At 49.7% G+C, this 19138-nt stretch carries 14 protein-coding genes; 13 read left to right on the top strand and 1 reads right to left on the bottom strand.

Annotated elements, in window-relative coordinates; translation table 11 throughout:
• The first annotated feature begins 85 nt into the window (after positions 1-85).
• The 5 genes from mog to nhaA all read left to right on the top strand — a co-directional run bounded on the left by mog (position 86) and on the right by nhaA (position 6855).
• Complete coding sequence (mog, locus tag A7K98_RS16590) at positions 86-673, top strand: molybdopterin adenylyltransferase (RefSeq protein WP_087489555.1); 588 nt, start codon at positions 86-88, stop codon at positions 671-673.
• A 117-nt stretch (positions 674-790) separates the two neighbouring features.
• Positions 791-2083, top strand: a complete 1293-nt coding sequence (locus tag A7K98_RS16585; protein WP_087490558.1) for an MFS transporter — start codon at positions 791-793, stop codon at positions 2081-2083.
• Positions 2084-2389: 306 nt separating this feature from the next.
• Positions 2390-4300: a molecular chaperone DnaK gene (dnaK, locus tag A7K98_RS16580; protein ID WP_087489554.1), complete on the top strand. Its 1911-nt coding sequence runs from the start codon at positions 2390-2392 to the stop codon at positions 4298-4300.
• 102 nt (positions 4301-4402) lie between these two features.
• Complete coding sequence (gene dnaJ / locus A7K98_RS16575; protein WP_087489553.1) at positions 4403-5545, top strand: molecular chaperone DnaJ; 1143 nt, start codon at positions 4403-4405, stop codon at positions 5543-5545.
• Positions 5546-5685: 140 nt separating this feature from the next.
• Positions 5686-6855, top strand: coding sequence for a Na+/H+ antiporter NhaA (nhaA, locus tag A7K98_RS16570; protein ID WP_087489552.1), 1170 nt, complete (start codon positions 5686-5688; stop codon positions 6853-6855).
• A gap of 95 nt (positions 6856-6950) precedes the next feature.
• On the opposite strand, the gene rpsT is transcribed toward nhaA, so the two are convergent.
• The gene (gene rpsT, locus A7K98_RS16565; protein ID WP_038023165.1) at positions 6951-7214 is read right to left on the bottom strand and encodes a 30S ribosomal protein S20; all 264 of its coding nucleotides are present in this window, start codon (positions 7212-7214) and stop codon (positions 6951-6953) included.
• A 318-nt stretch (positions 7215-7532) separates the two neighbouring features.
• On the opposite strand from rpsT, the gene ribF reads away from it, so the two are divergent.
• From ribF to carB, 8 genes are all read left to right on the top strand, one after another.
• Entirely contained in the window at positions 7533-8471 is a 939-nt protein-coding gene (ribF, locus tag A7K98_RS16560) for a bifunctional riboflavin kinase/FAD synthetase (RefSeq protein WP_087489551.1), read from the top strand.
• 27 nt (positions 8472-8498) lie between these two features.
• The gene (gene ileS / locus A7K98_RS16555; protein WP_087489550.1) at positions 8499-11315 is read left to right on the top strand and encodes an isoleucine--tRNA ligase; all 2817 of its coding nucleotides are present in this window, start codon (positions 8499-8501) and stop codon (positions 11313-11315) included.
• Entirely contained in the window at positions 11315-11818 is a 504-nt protein-coding gene (gene lspA, locus A7K98_RS16550; protein ID WP_087489549.1) for a signal peptidase II, read from the top strand. Before ileS ends, lspA begins: the two co-directional genes overlap by 1 nt.
• A gap of 3 nt (positions 11819-11821) precedes the next feature.
• Positions 11822-12292 carry an FKBP-type peptidyl-prolyl cis-trans isomerase gene (gene fkpB, locus A7K98_RS16545; protein ID WP_087489548.1) on the top strand — a complete coding sequence of 157 codons (471 nt, stop codon included), beginning with the start codon at positions 11822-11824 and terminating at the stop codon, positions 12290-12292.
• Positions 12273-13226, top strand: a complete 954-nt coding sequence (gene ispH / locus A7K98_RS16540; protein ID WP_038023152.1) for a 4-hydroxy-3-methylbut-2-enyl diphosphate reductase — start codon at positions 12273-12275, stop codon at positions 13224-13226. Before fkpB ends, ispH begins: the two co-directional genes overlap by 20 nt.
• A gap of 231 nt (positions 13227-13457) precedes the next feature.
• Positions 13458-14273: a 4-hydroxy-tetrahydrodipicolinate reductase gene (gene dapB / locus A7K98_RS16535; protein ID WP_087489547.1), complete on the top strand. Its 816-nt coding sequence runs from the start codon at positions 13458-13460 to the stop codon at positions 14271-14273.
• A gap of 457 nt (positions 14274-14730) precedes the next feature.
• Positions 14731-15879 (top strand): glutamine-hydrolyzing carbamoyl-phosphate synthase small subunit, encoded by a 1149-nt coding sequence (gene carA, locus A7K98_RS16530; protein ID WP_087490557.1) that lies wholly within the window; start codon positions 14731-14733, stop codon positions 15877-15879.
• Between the two features lie 14 nt (positions 15880-15893).
• Positions 15894-19118, top strand: coding sequence for a carbamoyl-phosphate synthase large subunit (gene carB / locus A7K98_RS16525; RefSeq protein ID WP_087489546.1), 3225 nt, complete (start codon positions 15894-15896; stop codon positions 19116-19118).
• The last annotated feature ends 20 nt before the right edge of the window (positions 19119-19138 follow it).

Genomic DNA, 19138 nt, shown 5'->3' with positions numbered 1-19138 from the left:
CAGCAACGCTGCTGCGGGACATAAACATTCCCTGTAATCCCCCGCATTTGCTGCCACTGGCGGCCCTCAGACAAAGCGAATAATCATGACTATTTTACGTATCGGACTGGTCTCCGTTTCCGACCGCGCCTCTCAGGGGGTATATCAGGATCAGGGTATCCCGGCCCTTGAAGAATGGTTGTCCCGGGCACTGACTACACCGTTTCAACTGGAAAGCCGGGTGATCCCGGATGAACAGGCGTTGATAGAGCAGACTCTGGTGGATTTGGTTGATGAGCAGCATTGCCACCTGGTCCTGACCACTGGCGGCACCGGGCCGGCATTACGTGATGTGACTCCGGATGCAACCCTGGCTGTGGCAGACCGCGTGATGCCAGGCTTCGGTGAGCAGATGCGCCAGATAAGCCTCAATTTTGTCCCTACGGCTATTTTGTCGCGACAGACCGGCGTTATTCGCAAGCAGGCTCTTATTCTGAATCTGCCGGGGCAACCAAAATCGATTAAAGAAACCCTGGAAGGGCTGAAAGATGAGTCCGGTCAGGTTAAAGTGGCTGGCATTTTTGCAAGTGTACCATATTGTTTACAGTTGCTTGAGGGGCCTTATGTCGAAACTGACCCGCAAGTGGTAGCAGCATTTCGTCCTAAAAGTGCAAGACGTGAGATAAACGACTAAAAATAGACTTTTTTAAGGATAAAGTTCATTGTTGCTGGTGTGATAAATGATTGCCGATATAGTAAGGAAATATTTACAACCATCCCTTTGACCTTACCTCTGAAAAGTATATTTATTATGGATAATCACCCCCCGGGCCGCCTGAGCGGGCAGGACTATAAAACACTCATTCTGGCTGCACTGGGCGGTGCCCTGGAATTTTACGATTTTATTATTTTCGTTTTCTTCGCTGCGGTTATCGGCGATCTGTTTTTCCCTGCCGATATCCCTCAATGGTTACGTCAGGTTCAGACCTTTGGTATTTTTGCTGCCGGTTACCTTGCCAGACCGTTAGGCGGGATAGTTATGGCGCATTTTGGCGATGTTCTCGGACGCAAAAAAATGTTTAGCCTGAGTATTCTGTTAATGGCACTGCCAACTCTGGCTATGGGATTATTACCTTCCTATCAGTCGATCGGTCTGGCGGCTCCACTGTTGATGTTGCTGATGCGTTTACTGCAGGGAGCGGCTATTGGCGGTGAGGTGCCTGGTGCCTGGGTGTTTGTTGCTGAACATGTACCTGGCAACCGGACCGGAATTGCCTGTGGCACACTGACCGCCGGGCTGACGGTGGGTATTCTGCTGGGATCGTTGGTTGCCGGTGCGATTAACCGCAGCATGTCTCCTGAGCTGGTGGCATCTACCGGCTGGCGTCTGGCTTTTCTGCTGGGCGGCGTATTCGGTTTTATTGCGCTATATTTGCGTCGCTGGTTGCAGGAAACGCCTGTGTTTCGCCAGATGCAACAGCAAAAATCCTTATCTGAAGCTCTGCCACTGAATACGGTAATCCGCTTTCATCGTAAAAGTCTGCTGATCTCAGTATTGCTGACATGGCTACTGTCAGCTGCCATTGTGGTAATTATCCTGATGGCTCCGGCCTTAATGCAGAAAATGTATCACATCCCGGCTGCGTTGAGTTTGCAGGCCAATAGCATCGCTACTGTCATGCTACTGCTGGGATGTATTATCGCCGGATCACTGGTTGACCGTTTTGGTGCGGGGCTCTGCTTGTCGGTGGGATGCCTGTTGCTGGCTATCAGTTGCGGGTTATTATTCAATGTCATGGCAAGCCAGCCACAGTATCTGATAGCTGTGTATGCTCTGACCGGACTCTGTGTCGGGACTGTTGGGATAGTGCCGTTTATTATGGTCCGCGCATTTCCTCCGGCGATCCGTTTCAGCGGTATATCTCTGGCTTACAATCTTTCTTATGCATTGTTTGGTGGGCTGACGCCGATTTTTGTGACACTGGCTTTACGTATCACTCCGATGGCACCCTGTGGGTACATTATTGGACTGTGTGTGATGGGTGGGGTGATTGGTTTATATCTACACTCGCAGACTCGTTCTCTCCGCCAGGCCAGTGCCTGAACACATTGGGGGCCTGGCCCCCACTGTGCATTAACACCTTCTTTCCTCTGCCTCACCGTTATTTGCTGGCTGACCGAACCCACAAGAGATGTTCTCCCTCAGCCCCCAGTCTGTTGTCATCACGCTGCTTTTTTTTACTTTTTTTTACTCCACCCCTTGATGGTCGACAAACTGACCCCATCTTGTTCTCATAGCGAGTTATGAGCCGAAAAAAAAATGCAATCCGGGGCTTGAATTAATCACCTGAGACCGCATTTAAGGTTCATATCCGAACGAAAACAGAATTTAAGTGGGAGATGTGTAGAGATGGGTAAAATTATTGGTATTGACCTTGGTACAACCAATTCATGCGTAGCAATTATGGATGGTGGTAAAGCACGCGTACTGGAAAATGCTGAGGGTGATCGTACAACACCTTCAATCATCGCTTACACCCAGGATGGCGAAACTCTGGTAGGCCAGCCTGCTAAACGTCAGGCCGTGACTAACCCGCAAAACACGCTGTTTGCTATCAAACGTCTGATCGGCCGTCGTTTCCAGGACGAAGAAGTTCAGCGTGATCTGAAAATCATGCCTTATAAAATCATCGGTTCTGACAACGGTGACGCATGGTTGGATGTAAAAGGCCAGAAAATGGCACCGCCGCAGATCTCTGCTGAAGTGCTGAAAAAAATGAAGAAAACGGCTGAAGATTATCTGGGTGAGCCAGTAACTGAAGCGGTTATCACTGTACCTGCATACTTTAACGATGCACAGCGTCAGGCTACTAAAGATGCCGGTCGTATCGCAGGTCTGGAAGTCAAACGTATCATCAACGAACCAACCGCTGCTGCACTGGCATACGGTATGGATAAAGGCCAGGGTAACCGTACTATCGCGGTTTATGACCTGGGTGGTGGTACTTTCGATATCTCAATCATCGAAATTGATGAAGTTGATGGCGAAAAAACCTTCGAAGTTCTGGCTACCAATGGTGATACCCACCTGGGTGGTGAAGACTTTGACAGCCGTCTGATCAACTACCTGGTCGATGAGTTTAAGAAAGAGCAGGGTATTGACCTGCGTAACGATCCGCTGGCAATGCAACGTCTGAAAGAAGCTGCAGAGAAAGCGAAAATTGAGCTGTCTTCTGCACAGCAGACTGACGTTAACCTGCCGTACGTGACTGCCGATGCAACAGGTCCTAAACACCTGAATATCAAAGTGACCCGTGCGAAACTGGAAGCTCTGGTTGAAGATCTGGTTAGCCGTTCTATCGAGCCGCTGAAAGTTGCTCTGAAAGATGCCGGCCTGTCAGTATCTGACATCAATGACGTGATTCTGGTTGGTGGACAGACCCGTATGCCACTGGTTCAGACCAAAGTTAAAGACTTCTTTGGTAAAGAACCACGTAAAGACGTTAACCCGGACGAAGCAGTAGCAGTAGGTGCAGCAGTTCAGGGTGGTGTTCTGGCTGGTGATGTTAAAGATGTTCTGTTGCTGGACGTAACTCCTCTGTCCCTGGGGATCGAAACCATGGGCGGCGTAATGACCAGCCTGATCAGCAAAAACACCACTATCCCGACCAAACACAGCCAGGTGTTCTCTACAGCAGAAGACAATCAGTCTGCGGTAACTATCCACGTGCTGCAGGGTGAGCGTAAACGTTCTTCTGATAACAAGTCACTGGGTCAGTTTAACCTGGATGGTATTCAGGCAGCACCACGTGGTATGCCTCAGATCGAAGTCACCTTTGACATCGATGCGGATGGTATCCTGCATGTGTCTGCTAAAGACAAAAACAGCGGTAAAGAGCAGAAGATCACCATTAAGGCTTCTTCCGGTCTGAACGATGAAGAAATCGAAAAAATGGTTCGTGATGCAGAACTGAATGCAGAATCTGACCGTAAATTTGAAGAGCTGGTTCAGGCGCGCAACCAGGGTGACCAGGTAGTACACAGCACCCGTAAACAGTTAGAAGAAGCCGGTGATAAATTATCTGCTGAAGATAAAGCACCGATTGAATCTGCACTGACTGCGCTGGAAGCTGCGCTGAAAGCAGAAGATAAAGCTGAAATTGACGCCAAAATTCAGGCGCTGGTTGAGGTATCCGGTAAGCTGATGGAGCTGGCACAGCAGGCTCAGGCGAACGGTGCAGCTCAGGGTGCAGACGCTTCTGCTCAGAAAGATGACGATGTTGTCGACGCTGAATTTGAAGAAGTTAAAGACAAAAAATAATTGCCCATGACCGGGCTCAGCGGTGGGGGATCCTGCCGCTGCTAACCAGCACGGGCGTAGGAGAATATCCACGCCCGTGCGATCATGTTAAAGGCAATGAAAATGGCGAAGAGTGATTACTACGAGATTTTAGGCGTATCCAAATCAGCGGATGAGCGTGAAATCAAAAAAGCCTATAAACGGCTGGCAATGAAATATCACCCTGACCGTAATCCAGGCGATACCCAGGCCGAAGAGAAGTTCAAAGAAGTTAAAGAAGCCTATGAAATTCTGACGGATGATCAGAAACGTGCAGCTTATGACCAGTATGGTCATGCGGCGTTTGAACAAGGCGGCATGGGCGGTGGCGGATTCGGCGGTGGCTTTGGTGGCGGCGGCGCAGATTTCGGCGATATCTTTGGTGACGTGTTCGGTGACATTTTTGGCGGTGGTCGTCGTCAGCGAGCAGCCCGCGGTTCCGATCTGCGTTATAACATGGAACTGACTCTGGAAGAGGCGGTTCGTGGTGTAACCAAAGAGATTCGTATCCCGACACTCCAGGAGTGCGATACCTGTCATGGTAGCGGGGCGAAAGCAGGCTCTAAACCACAAACCTGTACTACCTGCCAGGGAGCTGGTCAGGTGCAGATGCGCCAGGGGTTCTTCACGGTGCAGCAGCCGTGTCCGACCTGTCAGGGCCGTGGCACCATTATTAAAGATCCGTGCAACTCCTGTCATGGTCATGGCCGTGTTGAGAAAACCAAAACTCTGTCAGTGAAAATTCCGGCAGGCGTAGATACCGGTGATCGTATCCGTCTGAGTGGAGAAGGTGAAGCTGGCGAGCAGGGTGCTCCGGCGGGTGATCTGTATGTACAGGTCTCGGTGAAAAAGCATCCGATCTTTGAACGTGAAGATAATAATCTTTACTGCGAAGTACCTATTAATTTCGCTATGGCAGCATTGGGTGGCGAAATTGAAGTTCCCACCCTGGATGGCCGGGTGAAGCTGAAAATCCCTGCCGGCACGCAAACCGATAAATTATTCCGGATGCGTGGTAAAGGTGTGAAATCGGTTCGTGGCGGTTCCATTGGTGATTTGTTGTGCCGCGTGGTGGTCGAAACGCCGGTGAACCTGAGCGAAAAGCAGAAAGAGTTGCTCAGTGAACTGGGTGAGACTCTGGGTGGCCCGTCAGGCGACAATAACAGCCCCCGCTCGAAGAGCTTCTTTGATGGTGTGAAGAAATTCTTTGACGATTTGACCCGCTAAACGGTCGGTTCAACGAAATAAGCCAGTGCTCTGTAGTGCTGGCTTTTTTTTTGTATATTAATCCGGGAATGTTTGGCAATCAGCAACATAACTGAGAACATTATCCGAACCGAAAAAACAAACCGGAAGGATGCTGTTTGATGTCAGTTTTGAAAAAATTATTCCTGAGCGAGGCTGCCGGAGGCGTAGTCTTAATCGTTGCCGCAGTGCTCGCTATGGTGCTGGCAAATGCCAGCTGGAGTGCGGAGGGATATCAGCATTTCCTGCATTTTACCCTGTCGGAAGGCAGCAGTGCTGATGCACATCCTCACAACACCCTGTTCTGGATTAATGATGCCCTGATGGCGGTCTTTTTCCTGCTGGTCGGGTTGGAAGTCAAACAGGAACTGGTCAGTGGAGCACTGGCAACCCGTCAGCAGGCTATTTTCCCACTGCTGGCTGCGCTGGGGGGAATGATTGCACCGGCGGTTATCTTTCTGGCAGGCAACGGTCACCATCCTGAGTTTCGTAATGGCTGGGCCATTCCAACGGCCACGGATATAGCTTTTGCTCTGGGCATCCTGGCATTGCTGGGGCACAGGGTTCCGGCGGTTCTGCGGGTGTTTTTGATGGCGCTGGCGGTGATTGATGACCTGGGCGCCATTATTATCATCGCTTTATTTTACAGCGGGCAAGTCTCACTGCTGGCGCTGGGCGCTATGGCGGTGATGGTTGTGATTCTGGCGCTGATGAATCGTGCCGGAGTACAAAAACGCAGTGCCTGGCTGCTGGCCGGGGTGGTGCTGTGGTATGCGGTGCTCTCATCCGGAGTGCATGCCACCATTGCCGGCGTCATCCTTGGGCTGATGATGCCAGTCAGGGGGCAGGGAGAGCATTCTGCGGCATCTGCGCTGGCACACGCTCTGGCACCGTGGAGCCGTTGGCTGATCCTGCCATTATTTGCTTTTGCCAATGCCGGAGTCGTCCTGAATAACCTGAGTCTGTCTGATGTATTGTCGCCATTACCGTTAGGGATTATCGCGGGCCTGCTGATTGGTAAGCCTCTGGGAATTGCACTGATTTGCTGGCTGAGTACCAGGCTGGGTATCGCCAGATTCCCCGGCAAAACAGGTATTGCTGATATTGCGACCATCGGTGTGTTGTGTGGTATTGGTTTTACCATGTCGATATTTATTGCCTCACTGGCATTCGGGCAACAGCATGCACAACTGGTGAATGAAGCTAAGCTGGGAATTCTGGGGGGCTCTGTTTTGTCTGCGGTCGTAGGATATGTTCTACTGCGGCTGCGTTATGCGGCGCCATCACACTAGCAAATCCACTTGCCAGTAAAGTCTGGCCAGTGGAATTTCAGGCATAAAAAAACCGGCCAGGGCCGGTTCTTTTCAAAGCAACAACAATCAGGCGATTAAGCCAGTTTGTTGATCTGTGCAGTCAGGTTAGCTTTATGACGTGCAGCTTTGTTTTTGTGGATCAGACCTTTAGCAGCCTGACGGTCCACGATTGGTTGCATTTCGTTAAATGCGTTCTGCGCAGCTGTTTTATCGCCAGCGGCGATTGCAGCGTATACTTTTTTGATGAAAGTACGCAGCATTGAGCGACGGCTTGCGTTGTGCTTGCGACGTTTCTCAGATGTTACAGCGCGTTTCTTAGCTGATTTGATATTAGCCAAGGTCCAACTCCCAAATATGTTCTATATGGACAAATCAAAGGCCGAGGACTATGCCTTTTGCGCCTTCTTTTGTCAATGGATTTGTGCAAATAAGCGTCGTTTAAACAACAACACCCGGTTACGTAATTGATGGCGCAAGATTCTACCAGCTTCCTGGCGCTGAATACAGCTTTTCGCAACAAAATTGTCGGGAATTTACCCGGCCACAAATAAACATGAGGAAAAGCAGTAAAGAAGCATCGAAAGGGTAAGTTGACGGGTTAAATTTGTACGCCGTAAAGGGTATAATCCGGCGATTTCCAGCGATTTGAGTCGACCATGAAGTTTATCCGCGGTTTACATAATCTTTCAAAGCAGCATCAAGGCTGCGTTTTGACTATTGGTAATTTTGACGGTGTGCATCGCGGGCATCAGGCGCTACTGACGCAGCTTTGCGAAGAAGGACGGAAACGTCATCTTCCGGTAGTGGTTATGTTATTTGAACCACAACCGTTGGAGTTTTTTGCCCGCGGGCAGGTCCCGGCACGACTGACAAGATTACGGGAAAAAATTCATTATCTGGAACAGGCCGGAGTTGATACGGTACTGTGTGTTCGTTTTGACAGTGCGTTTTCGGCACTGACAGCGGATGATTTTATCCGCAACATCCTGGTGGATAAACTGGATGTTCGCTTTCTGACTGTCGGCGATGATTTCCGCTTCGGCGCTGGCCGGGAAGGGGATTTCCTGTTATTACAGAAAGCCGGGCAGCAGTATCACTTTGAAATTGCTAATACCCAGACATTTTGTCATGAAGGGCTGCGGGTCAGCAGTACCAAAGTCCGGGAAGCGCTGGCTGCTGATGATTTCGCTGCGGCAGAACGATTGCTGGGACGTCCTTATGCAATTTCCGGCAAGGTGGTACACGGTGATGCTCTGGGCCGAACACTCGGCTTTCCAACTGCGAATATTCCGTTGCGACGGGCTGTGGCGCCAGTGAAAGGTGTGTTTGCGGTCGAGGTACAGGGCATCAGTGGAAGTCCCTTTTATGGCGTGGCGAATATTGGAACGCGACCAACTGTAAAGGGCATCCGCCAGCAACTGGAAGTGAATTTACTGGATGTAAATATTGATTTATATGGCCGCCATATCTCAGTGGTATTGCGGCATAAAATACGTAATGAGCAACGATTTGCCTCGCTTGATGAACTAAAAGCGCAAATTGCCAAAGATGTGGTGACGGCCCGGGAATTTTTTGGGCTAAAAGCAACGGTGTAATGACCGAAATATGGAACCGAGAATCTGATGAGTGACTATAAATCTACCCTGAATTTACCAGAAACAGGGTTCCCGATGCGTGGCGATCTGGCCAAACGGGAACCAGCAATGCTGCAGCGCTGGACCGACGATCAACTGTACCAAACTATTCGTGCAGCTAAGAAAGGTAAAAAAACCTTTATTCTGCATGACGGCCCTCCGTACGCTAACGGCAGCATTCATATTGGTCACTCAGTTAATAAGATTCTGAAAGATATTATTGTTAAATCCAAAGGTCTGTCAGGCTTTGATGCCCCGTACGTGCCGGGTTGGGACTGCCACGGATTACCGATCGAACATAAAGTTGAACAGATGATCGGCAAACCTGGCGAAAAAGTCACTGCGGCGGAATTCCGCGCGGCTTGTCGTGAGTATGCGGCTGAGCAGATTGAAGGGCAGAAAAAAGATTTTATCCGTCTGGGTGTGTTAGGTGACTGGAACCACCCTTACCTGACGATGGATTTCAAAACCGAAGCCAACATTATCCGTGCGTTAGGACGTATCATTGGTAACGGCCATCTGCTGAAAGGGGCAAAACCGGTTCACTGGTGTACCGAGTGCCGCTCTGCACTGGCTGAGGCAGAAGTTGAATATTACGATAAAACTTCACCATCTATCGATGTGATGTTTAACGCGACAGATGCAGCTGCGGTAGCCGCGAAATTTTCTGCGGCGGTTCCGGAAGCTCCGATATCGCTGGTTATCTGGACCACTACTCCGTGGACCATGCCTTCTAACCGGGCAATTTCTGTTAATCCGGAATTTGAATACCAACTGGTTCAGGCCGACGGCCATGTACTGATTCTGGCAAAAGAACTGACCGAAAGTGTACTGAAACGTGCCGGGATCACCGAATGGACTGTGCTGGGCGAATGCCGGGGTGATGCGCTTGAACTGCTGCGCTTCCGTCATCCGTTCCTCGACTTCGATGTTCCGGTACTGCTGGGTGATCACGTTACTCTGGATGCCGGTACAGGTGCGGTCCATACCGCTCCGGGCCACGGTCCGGAAGACTATGTCATTGGTCAGAAATATGGCATTGAAGTAGCCAATCCTGTCGGCCCTGATGGCAGCTATCTGCCAGGAACTTATCCGGGTCTGGATGGCGTTAATGTGTTCAAAGCAAATGATCTGATTGTGGAATTGCTGCGTGAGAAGGGTGCGCTTCTGCATGTGGAAAAATTACACCACAGCTATCCGCACTGCTGGCGCCACAAAACGCCGATTATCTTCCGTGCAACGCCGCAATGGTTTATTAGCATGGATCAGAAAGGTTTGCGTGCTCAGTCACTGAAAGAGATCAAAGATGTGCAATGGATCCCGGACTGGGGCCAGGCACGTATTGAATCGATGGTAGCTAACCGCCCTGACTGGTGTATTTCCCGCCAGCGTACCTGGGGTGTGCCAATGGCGCTGTTTGTCCACAACCACACTGAAGAGCTGCACCCGGATACCCTGCAACTGATGGAACAGGTTGCACTGCGGGTTGAGCAGGATGGTATTCAGGCATGGTGGGATCTGGATGCTAAAGAGTTACTGGGTGATGATGCCGAAAACTACAGCAAAGTCCCTGATACTCTGGATGTGTGGTTTGACTCAGGATCGACCAGTTGTTCTGTTGTCGATGTGCGTCCGGAATTTAACGGCCACAGTGCAGATATTTATCTGGAAGGCTCTGACCAGCACCGTGGCTGGTTTATGTCATCCCTGATGATCTCTACAGCTATCAAAAGTAAAGCACCTTACCGTCAGGTACTGACTCATGGATTCACCGTGGATGGTCAGGGCCGTAAGATGTCTAAATCGATTGGAAACACCGTCAGTCCTCAGGATGTCATGGATAAACTGGGTGCAGATATTTTACGTCTGTGGGTAGCTTCTACCGACTACTCAGGTGAAATGGCAGTATCAGACGAGATTCTGAAACGTTCTGCAGATGCCTATCGCCGTATCCGTAATACTGCCCGCTTCCTGCTGGCGAACCTGAACGGATTTAATCCGGAAACTGATCAGGTAGCTGCGGAAGATATGGTGGTTCTGGATCGCTGGGCTGTCAGTTGTGCGCTGGCTGCACAGCAGGATATCGTTGCCTCTTATGAGCGCTATGATTTCCACGAAGTGGTACAACGCCTGATGCAGTTCTGTTCAGTCGAGATGGGCTCGTTCTATCTGGATATCATCAAAGATCGTCAGTACACCGCGAAAGCCGATAGTGTGGCTCGCCGGAGTTGTCAGACCGCGCTGTGGCATATTGCCGAAGCACTGGTTCGTTGGATGGCGCCAATTATGTCGTTTACCGCCGATGAAATCTGGGGACACCTGTCCGGACAGCGTGAACAATATGTGTTTACCGGTGAATGGTACCAGGGACTGTTTGGCTTGTCGGAACATGAAGCGCTGAATGATTCGTACTGGGAACAGCTGCTGAAAGTTCGTAGTGAAGTGAATAAGGTGATTGAACAGGCTCGTGCCGATAAGCGAATTGGCGGTGCTCTGGAAGCTTCAGTTGTCCTTTATGCCGATGATGCTTTGGCTGAAAAACTGAAAGCTCTGGGAGATGAGCTGCGCTTTGTGCTTCTGACGTCTGCGGTGCAGGTTGCTGACTACTCGTCGGCGCCGGCTGATGCCGTTCAGAGTGAACACCTGAAAGGTCTGAAAGTAGTGCTGACTAAAGCTGAAGGCGAAAAATGCCCTCGCTGCTGGCATTACACCAAGGATGTTGGTCAGAACCCTGAACATGCTGAAATCTGTGGACGTTGTTACACCAACGTGGCAGGTGCTGGTGAAGAGCGTAAGTTTGCCTGATGAGTAAATCATTGTGTTCAACCGGCTTACGCTGGCTATGGGTTATGGTACTGGTGATAGTCATCGATTTCGCCAGCAAACAGTGGATTATGGCAAATATGCAGTTGCACGAGAGTCGTGCGCTGGTGCCTTTTCTGAATCTGTTCTATGCGCATAACTATGGTGCAGCGTTTAGCTTTCTGGCAGATAAAGGCGGATGGCAGCGTTGGTTCTTTGCCGGTATTGCGGTGGCTATTGCCATTGCATTACTGGTATTGATGTACCGCAGTCGCGCCAGCCAGAAGCTAACTAACATTGCTTACGCTATGATTATTGGTGGGGCATTAGGCAATTTACTTGACCGGGCATGGCATGGTTTTGTTGTCGATTTTATCGACTTCTATGTTGGTGACTGGCATTTCGCAACCTTCAATATTGCAGACTGCGGAATTTGTATTGGTGCGGCACTGGTAGTTCTGGAAGGGTTTATCCCTTCCTCAGCTAAACAGGCTGACAAAGGGTAAGGCATGAGTAACACGCTACAACATGATAATTCGCTTCTGGTGCATTTCACTCTGACCCTGGAAGATGGATCTGTTGCCGAATCAACCCGTGCAAACGGTAAACCGGCATTGTTCCGGCTGGGAGACGACAGTCTGTCTCCGGCATTTGAGGCTGCTCTCAACGGGCTGAATGCCGGCGATACCCATCAGTTTACTCTGGCGCCGGAAGATGCTTTTGGTGCAGCGAATCCTGATTTGATTCAGTATTTTTCTCGCAGAGACTTTGCTGATGCCGGTGAGCCTGAACAGGGTGCGATAATGTTGTTTACGGCAATGGATGGCAGTGAAATGCCAGGCGTTATCCGTGATGTGTCCGGTGATTCTATTACCGTGGATTTTAACCATCCACTGGCCGGGCAAGTGATCACTTTTAATGTTGAAGTGCTGGAAGTTAATCCACGACCGGAGGCCGAAAATGCAAATTCTGCTCGCTAATCCGCGAGGATTTTGCGCCGGTGTTGACCGGGCTATCAGTATTGTGGAACGTGCGCTGGAGATGTATGGCGCACCGATTTATGTCCGCCATGAAGTGGTACACAATCGCTATGTTGTGGAGAGCTTACGTGAGCGTGGAGCGATTTTTATCGAAGAAATCAGTGAAGTGCCTGATGGTGCAATTCTGATTTTTTCCGCCCATGGCGTTTCTCAGGCGGTCAGGGCGGAAGCCCGCTCCCGTTCACTGACTATGCTGTTCGATGCAACCTGTCCGTTAGTGACAAAAGTGCATATGGAAGTTGCCAGGGCCAGCCGCAAAGGGGTGGAAGCGATACTGATCGGGCATGCAGGACATCCGGAAGTTGAAGGTACCATGGGGCAATACAATAACCCGGAAGGGGGAATGTACCTGGTGGAGTCTCCTGAGGATGTGTTCAGACTGAAAATTAAAGATGAATCTAATCTGAGCTTTATGACTCAGACGACCTTATCTGTTGACGATACTTCAGAGATTATCGATGCGTTGCGTGAGCGTTTCCCTGCCATTATAGGCCCACGTAAAGATGATATCTGTTACGCCACCACCAATCGCCAGGAAGCTGTAAGACATCTCTCTGATCGTGCAGAGGTTATTCTGGTGGTCGGGTCGAAGAATTCTTCTAACTCTAACCGGCTGGCCGAACTGGCACAACGAGCGGGTAAACTGGCCAAACTGATTGATTCAGCCGAAGATATTCGCGAGAGCTGGCTGGAAGGCGTCAGCTGTGTCGGGGTTACTGCAGGCGCTTCAGCGCCGGATATCCTGGTTCAGCAGGTGATTGCCAGGTTGCGTGAGTTTGGTGGTGAAGCGGCAATAGAGCTGATTGGTCGCGAAGAAAACATTGTTTTTGAAGTGCCAAAAGAGCTTCGGGTTGATATTAAAGAAGTTGAATAATCCCACGTTCCTGCAGCCGGCTCTCGTGCTGCGGAACTTCAGCTATAGCTGATCTGTTTTTACCGGTGGTATTTGTTTCTGAGTGCCACCGGCTTCACGTCTCATTGTTTTTGCTGATAATATCCTCATATTCCACTGAAATTCTAATGATGCTTTATTTTACTGGTGCCCGCTTACGAGGCTGGTTACTCTGAGCCGGCATTTTATGCACACGTACAGGAATGAATAGTTATGAAAAACATCCGAATAGGTATTGTCGGAGCCTCAGGAAGAATGGGTCGCCAGTTAATCGAAGCCACCTTGCTGGCGAGCGGTGCCAGCCTTGGCGCAGTAGTGGTTCGTCAGGGTTCTTCTTTAGTGGGGTGTGATGCTGGCGAGCTGGCAAGTGCCAGCAAAACAGGAGTATTGGTAACCGACAATCTTCTGAAGGTGAAAGATGATTTCGATGTCCTGATCGATTTTACTCGTCCGGAAGCCACACTTGAGTACCTTGAGTTTTGTCAAAATCATAAAAAAGCGATGGTGATTGGTACTACCGGGTTTGACGAAGCCGGCAAGCAGGCTATTCGTTCTGCCAGCCAGCATGTCCCGATTGTTTTTGCGGCCAATTTCAGCGTTGGTGTAAATCTTGTGCTTAAATTGCTGGAAAAAGCAGCGAAGGTGATGGGTGAATACAGTGATATAGAAATTACTGAAGCGCATCACCGCCATAAAGTCGATGCGCCTTCAGGTACCGCACTGGCGATGGGCGAATCAATAGCAGAAGCTATGGACTGGAAGCTTGCAGAACATGCAGTGTACAGTCGTGAAGGTCATACAGGTGAGCGTAAGGCGCAGACTATCGGCTTTGCCACGGTACGAGCCGGAGATATTGTCGGTGAGCATACGGCTATGTTTGCAGATATTGGTGAGCGGGTAGAAATTACTCATAAGGCTTCCAGTAGAATGACTTTTGCAAAAGGGGCAGTTAAAGCCTCTGAATGGGTTGTGTCTCATGAAAATGGTCTTTATGACATGCGTGATGTGCTGTCATTAAATGACTTGTAAAGTGTTGTGATGTGAATGGCAATCAGTAAGTAATTGATTGTGATGGAGGGATTTTTTAATCCCTCCTAATTTTTTAAATACAGACCACTGGTTTTATTTTCTTCATTTAACTGTCATTTTATGACGATAACCTGTTTTTTATCCCCGTCTCAGACATGAATTTCGGACCATTTGGTCTGAAAAGTCGCTTTTTTAGCATCTGTGCTATGCTCCTTGTCAGGCAATCGTTTTAATGCGCTATTAATCCACCATTTTTGCAGCTGTCATTAGATTTTTAGCTTCAGTGCGTTAAAAAAAACAATATTATTGGCTTTCAGACTGGACATAGTGCATGACGCTCATTAGAATGCGCCCAATTTGCCAAAAATCGACCTGAAAGGTGTTTTTTGGATTGATTCAGGTGCTATTCATGAATTAATATGCAGGTATAGTGACTATTTATTCCCTGGAGGAAGTTTTGACAAAGTCAGCAATCCTGGTTCTGGAAGACGGAACCGAGTTCCACGGTCGGGCCATTGGGGCATGTGGGTCGGCAGTGGGAGAGGTCGTTTTCAACACGTCAATGACCGGTTATCAAGAAATCCTTACTGATCCTTCCTATTCCCGCCAGATCGTCACTCTTACTTATCCCCATATCGGTAATGTTGGTACCAATCCCGCAGACGAAGAATCATCTCAGGTTCATGCTCAGGGATTAGTCATCCGAGACCTGCCATTGATTGCCAGTAATTACCGCAGTACCGAAGACCTCTCAGCCTATCTTTCCCGTCACAATATTGTTGCTATTGCCGATATCGACACCCGTAAGCTGACCCGCTTATTACGCGAAAAAGGTGCTCAGAATGGCTGCATTATTGCCGGTGATAATCCGGATGTGGCCGATGCACTGCAGCAGGCGAAAAGTTTCCCTGGTCTGAAAGGGATGGATCTGGCGAAAGAAGTAACGACGGATAAGACGTATGCATGGCAGCAGGGTAGCTGGACGCTGGAGAATGAACTGCCGGCGGCAAAAGATGAGAGCGAATTGCCTTATCACGTAGTGGCTTATGACTTTGGTGCTAAACGCAATATCCTGCGTATGCTGGTTGATCGTGGTGTCCGACTGACTGTAGTTCCGGCCAAAACATCAGCAGATGAAGTTTTAAAAATGAATCCGGACGGTATCTTCTTATCGAATGGTCCTGGTGACCCGGAACCTTGTGATTACGCAATCAGCGCAATCAAACAATTCCTGACGACTGATATTCCGGTATTTGGTATCTGTCTTGGACATCAGTTGCTGGCTCTGGCCAGTGGCGCTAAAACGGTGAAAATGAAGCTGGGACATCACGGCGGAAACCATCCGGTGAAAGATCTGGACCGTAATGTCGTGATGATCACCGCGCAGAACCACGGTTTTGCTGTCGATGAGCAGAATCTGCCTGAATGCCTGCGTGTGACCCACAAATCCCTGTTTGACCATACTGTGCAAGGGATTCACCGGACAGATAAACCTGCGTTTAGTTTCCAGGGGCACCCGGAAGCGAGCCCGGGACCGCATGATGCGGCACCGCTGTTCGACCACTTCATCGATTTAATTAACACTTTCCGTTCCGGTAAAAGGTAATCAGGAGCCAATAAATGCCAAAACGTACAGACATAAAAACCATCCTGATCCTTGGTGCCGGCCCAATTGTGATTGGCCAGGCGTGTGAATTCGACTACTCCGGTGCTCAGGCGTGTAAAGCATTGCGTGAAGAAGGTTATCGTGTGGTGCTGGTGAACTCAAACCCGGCAACCATCATGACTGACCCGGATATGGCGGACGCCACCTATATTGAGCCAATCCACTGGGAAGTGGTACGTAAGATTATCGAGAAAGAGCGTCCGGATGCAGTATTGCCAACAATGGGTGGCCAGACAGCTCTGAACTGTGCACTGCAACTGGAAAAGCACGGCGTACTGGAAGAATTCGGCGTCACCATGATTGGTGCAACGGCAGATGCTATTGATAAAGCAGAAGATCGCCGCCGTTTTGATACAGCAATGAAAAGTATCGGACTCGACACCGCGCGTTCCGGCATTGCCCACACTATGGAAGAAGCCTTAAAGGTTGCTGAAGAGGTCGGTTTCCCGTGCATCATCCGTCCTTCCTTTACTATGGGTGGCACCGGTGGCGGTATTGCTTATAACCGCGAAGAATTTGAAGAGATTTGTGAACGCGGGCTGGATCTCTCTCCGACTAACGAGCTGCTGATTGATGAGTCGCTGATTGGCTGGAAAGAGTATGAGATGGAAGTGGTTCGTGACAAGAATGATAACTGTATCATTGTTTGTTCTATCGAAAACTTCGATGCGATGGGTATTCACACCGGTGACTCAATCACTGTAGCACCAGCTCAGACCCTGACCGACAAAGAGTACCAAATCATGCGTAATGCCTCGCTGGCAGTACTGCGTGAAATTGGTGTAGAAACTGGCGGGTCAAACGTGCAGTTCTCGGTGAACCCTGAGAATGGCCGTCTGATTGTTATTGAAATGAACCCAAGGGTTTCACGTTCTTCAGCTCTGGCCTCGAAAGCAACCGGCTTTCCGATTGCGAAGATCGCCGCCAAACTGGCAGTAGGTTATACCCTCGATGAACTGATGAACGATATTACCGGTGGCCAGACTCCGGCGTCATTTGAACCTTCAATTGACTATGTCGTGACTAAGATTCCTCGCTTTAACTTTGAAAAATTTGCCGGCAGCAACGATCGTCTGACCACGCAAATGAAATCCGTTGGTGAAGTGATGGCCATTGGCCGCACGTTCCAGGAGTCAATGCAGAAAGCATTACGTGGTCTGGAAGTTGGAGCCTGTGGTTTTGACCCGAAAGTGGATCCGGAAGATGCTGAAGCATTAACCCGTATCCGTCGTGAACTGAAAGATGCTGGCAGCGACCGAATCTGGTACATCGCCGATGCTTTCCGTCTGGGCATGTCTGTGGATGGTGTCTTTAATCTGACTAATGTGGATCGCTGGTTCCTGGTACAGATTGAAGAACTGGTTCGTCTGGAAGAGCAGGTAGCACGCCAGGGGCTGAATGGCCTGAGCTATGATTTCCTGCGCCAGCTGAAACGCAAAGGTTTTGCTGACCTGCGTCTGGCTAATCTGGCCGGAGTAGCTGAAGGTGAAGTCCGGAAACTGCGCCAGCAATATAATTTGTACCCGGTCTATAAGCGGGTAGATACCTGTGCGGCAGAATTTTCGACTGATACTGCGTACCTGTACTCCACTTATGAAGAAGAGTGTGAAGCTAATCCAAACCATGATCGTGAAAAAATCATGATCCTTGGCGGTGGCCCTAACCGTATTGGTCAGGGGATTGAGTTTGACTACTGCTGCGTGCATGCCGCATTGGCATTACGTGAAGATGGTTATGAAACCATTATGGTCAACTGTAACCCTGAAACAGTGTCTACCGATTACGATACTTCGGATCGTCTCTACTTCGAACCGGTTACTCTGGAAGATGTACTGGAAATTGTCCGGATTGAACAACCGAAAGGGGTTATTGTGCAATACGGTGGTCAGACACCACTGAAACTGGCACGTGCCCTGGAAGCCGCAGGAGTTCCGGTTATCGGAACCAGCCCGGATGCTATCGACCGTGCAGAAGACCGCGAGCGTTTCCAGCAAGCAGTAGATCGTCTGTCCCTGAAACAGCCTGCCAACTCAACCGTTACAGCGCTGGAGCAGGCGGTAGAAAAAGCAGCAACCATTGGTTATCCGCTGGTTGTTCGTCCGTCTTATGTTCTGGGCGGTCGTGCGATGGAAATCGTTTACGACGAAGTTGACCTGAAGCGCTACTTTATGACTGCGGTTTCCGTGTCCAACGATGCTCCGGTATTGTTGGACCGCTTCCTGGATGACGCAGTAGAAGTTGACGTAGATGCAATCTGCGACGGTGAGCAGGTATTGATTGGCGGAATTATGGAGCATATCGAGCAGGCGGGTGTTCACTCTGGTGACTCTGCGTGTTCTTTGCCAGCCTATACGCTGAGTCAGGAAATTCAGGATGTGATGCGTGAGCAGGTGAAAAGCCTGGCCTTTGAACTGAATGTCCGTGGATTGATGAACGTGCAGTTTGCGGTAAAAGATAACGAAGTGTATCTGATTGAAGTTAACCCGCGAGCTGCCCGTACTGTTCCTTTCGTTTCTAAAGCGACAGGCGTGGCACTGGCTAAAGTCGCAGCCCGTGTGATGGCCGGGAAGACTCTGGCACAACAAGGTGTCAATAAAGAGATCATCCCTCCTTATTATTCGGTCAAAGAAGTTGTGCTGCCGTTTAATAAATTCCCGGGTGTTGACCCTATCCTTGGACCAGAAATGCGTTCTACCGGGGAAGTCATGGGTGTCGGTCGTACCTTTGCCGAGGCGTTCTCCAAAGCGATGCTGGGCGCTCAGTCCACCATGAAAAAATCCGGGCGTGCTTTGTTATCGGTTCGCGAGGGAGATAAACAACGGGTTGTCGATCTTGCGGCAAAATTGCTGAAGTTTGGCTATGAGCTGGATGCAACTCACGGTACTGCTGTAGTACTGGGTGAGGCCGGAATTAATCCTCGTCTGGTAAATAAAGTCCATGAAGGGCGTCCACATATTCAGGACCGTCTGAAGAATGGTGAATACAGTTATATTGTAAATACTACTGCCGGTCGTCAGGCAATCGAAGATTCTCGTTTGATCAGACGCAGTGCACTGCAATATAAAGTACATTACGACACAACACTAAACGGCGGCTTCGCAACCGCAATGGCTTTGAATGCTGATCCAACTGACCGGGTTATTTCGGTCCAGGAAATGCATTCTGAAATAAAAGCGTAATACTCCTCGCGTAATATAAG

The sequence above is a fragment of the Tatumella citrea genome (assembly GCF_002163585.1).
In the GTDB taxonomy this organism is placed as follows: domain Bacteria; phylum Pseudomonadota; class Gammaproteobacteria; order Enterobacterales; family Enterobacteriaceae; genus Tatumella; species Tatumella citrea.
This window is presented reverse-complemented; position numbering and strand designations above follow the sequence as displayed.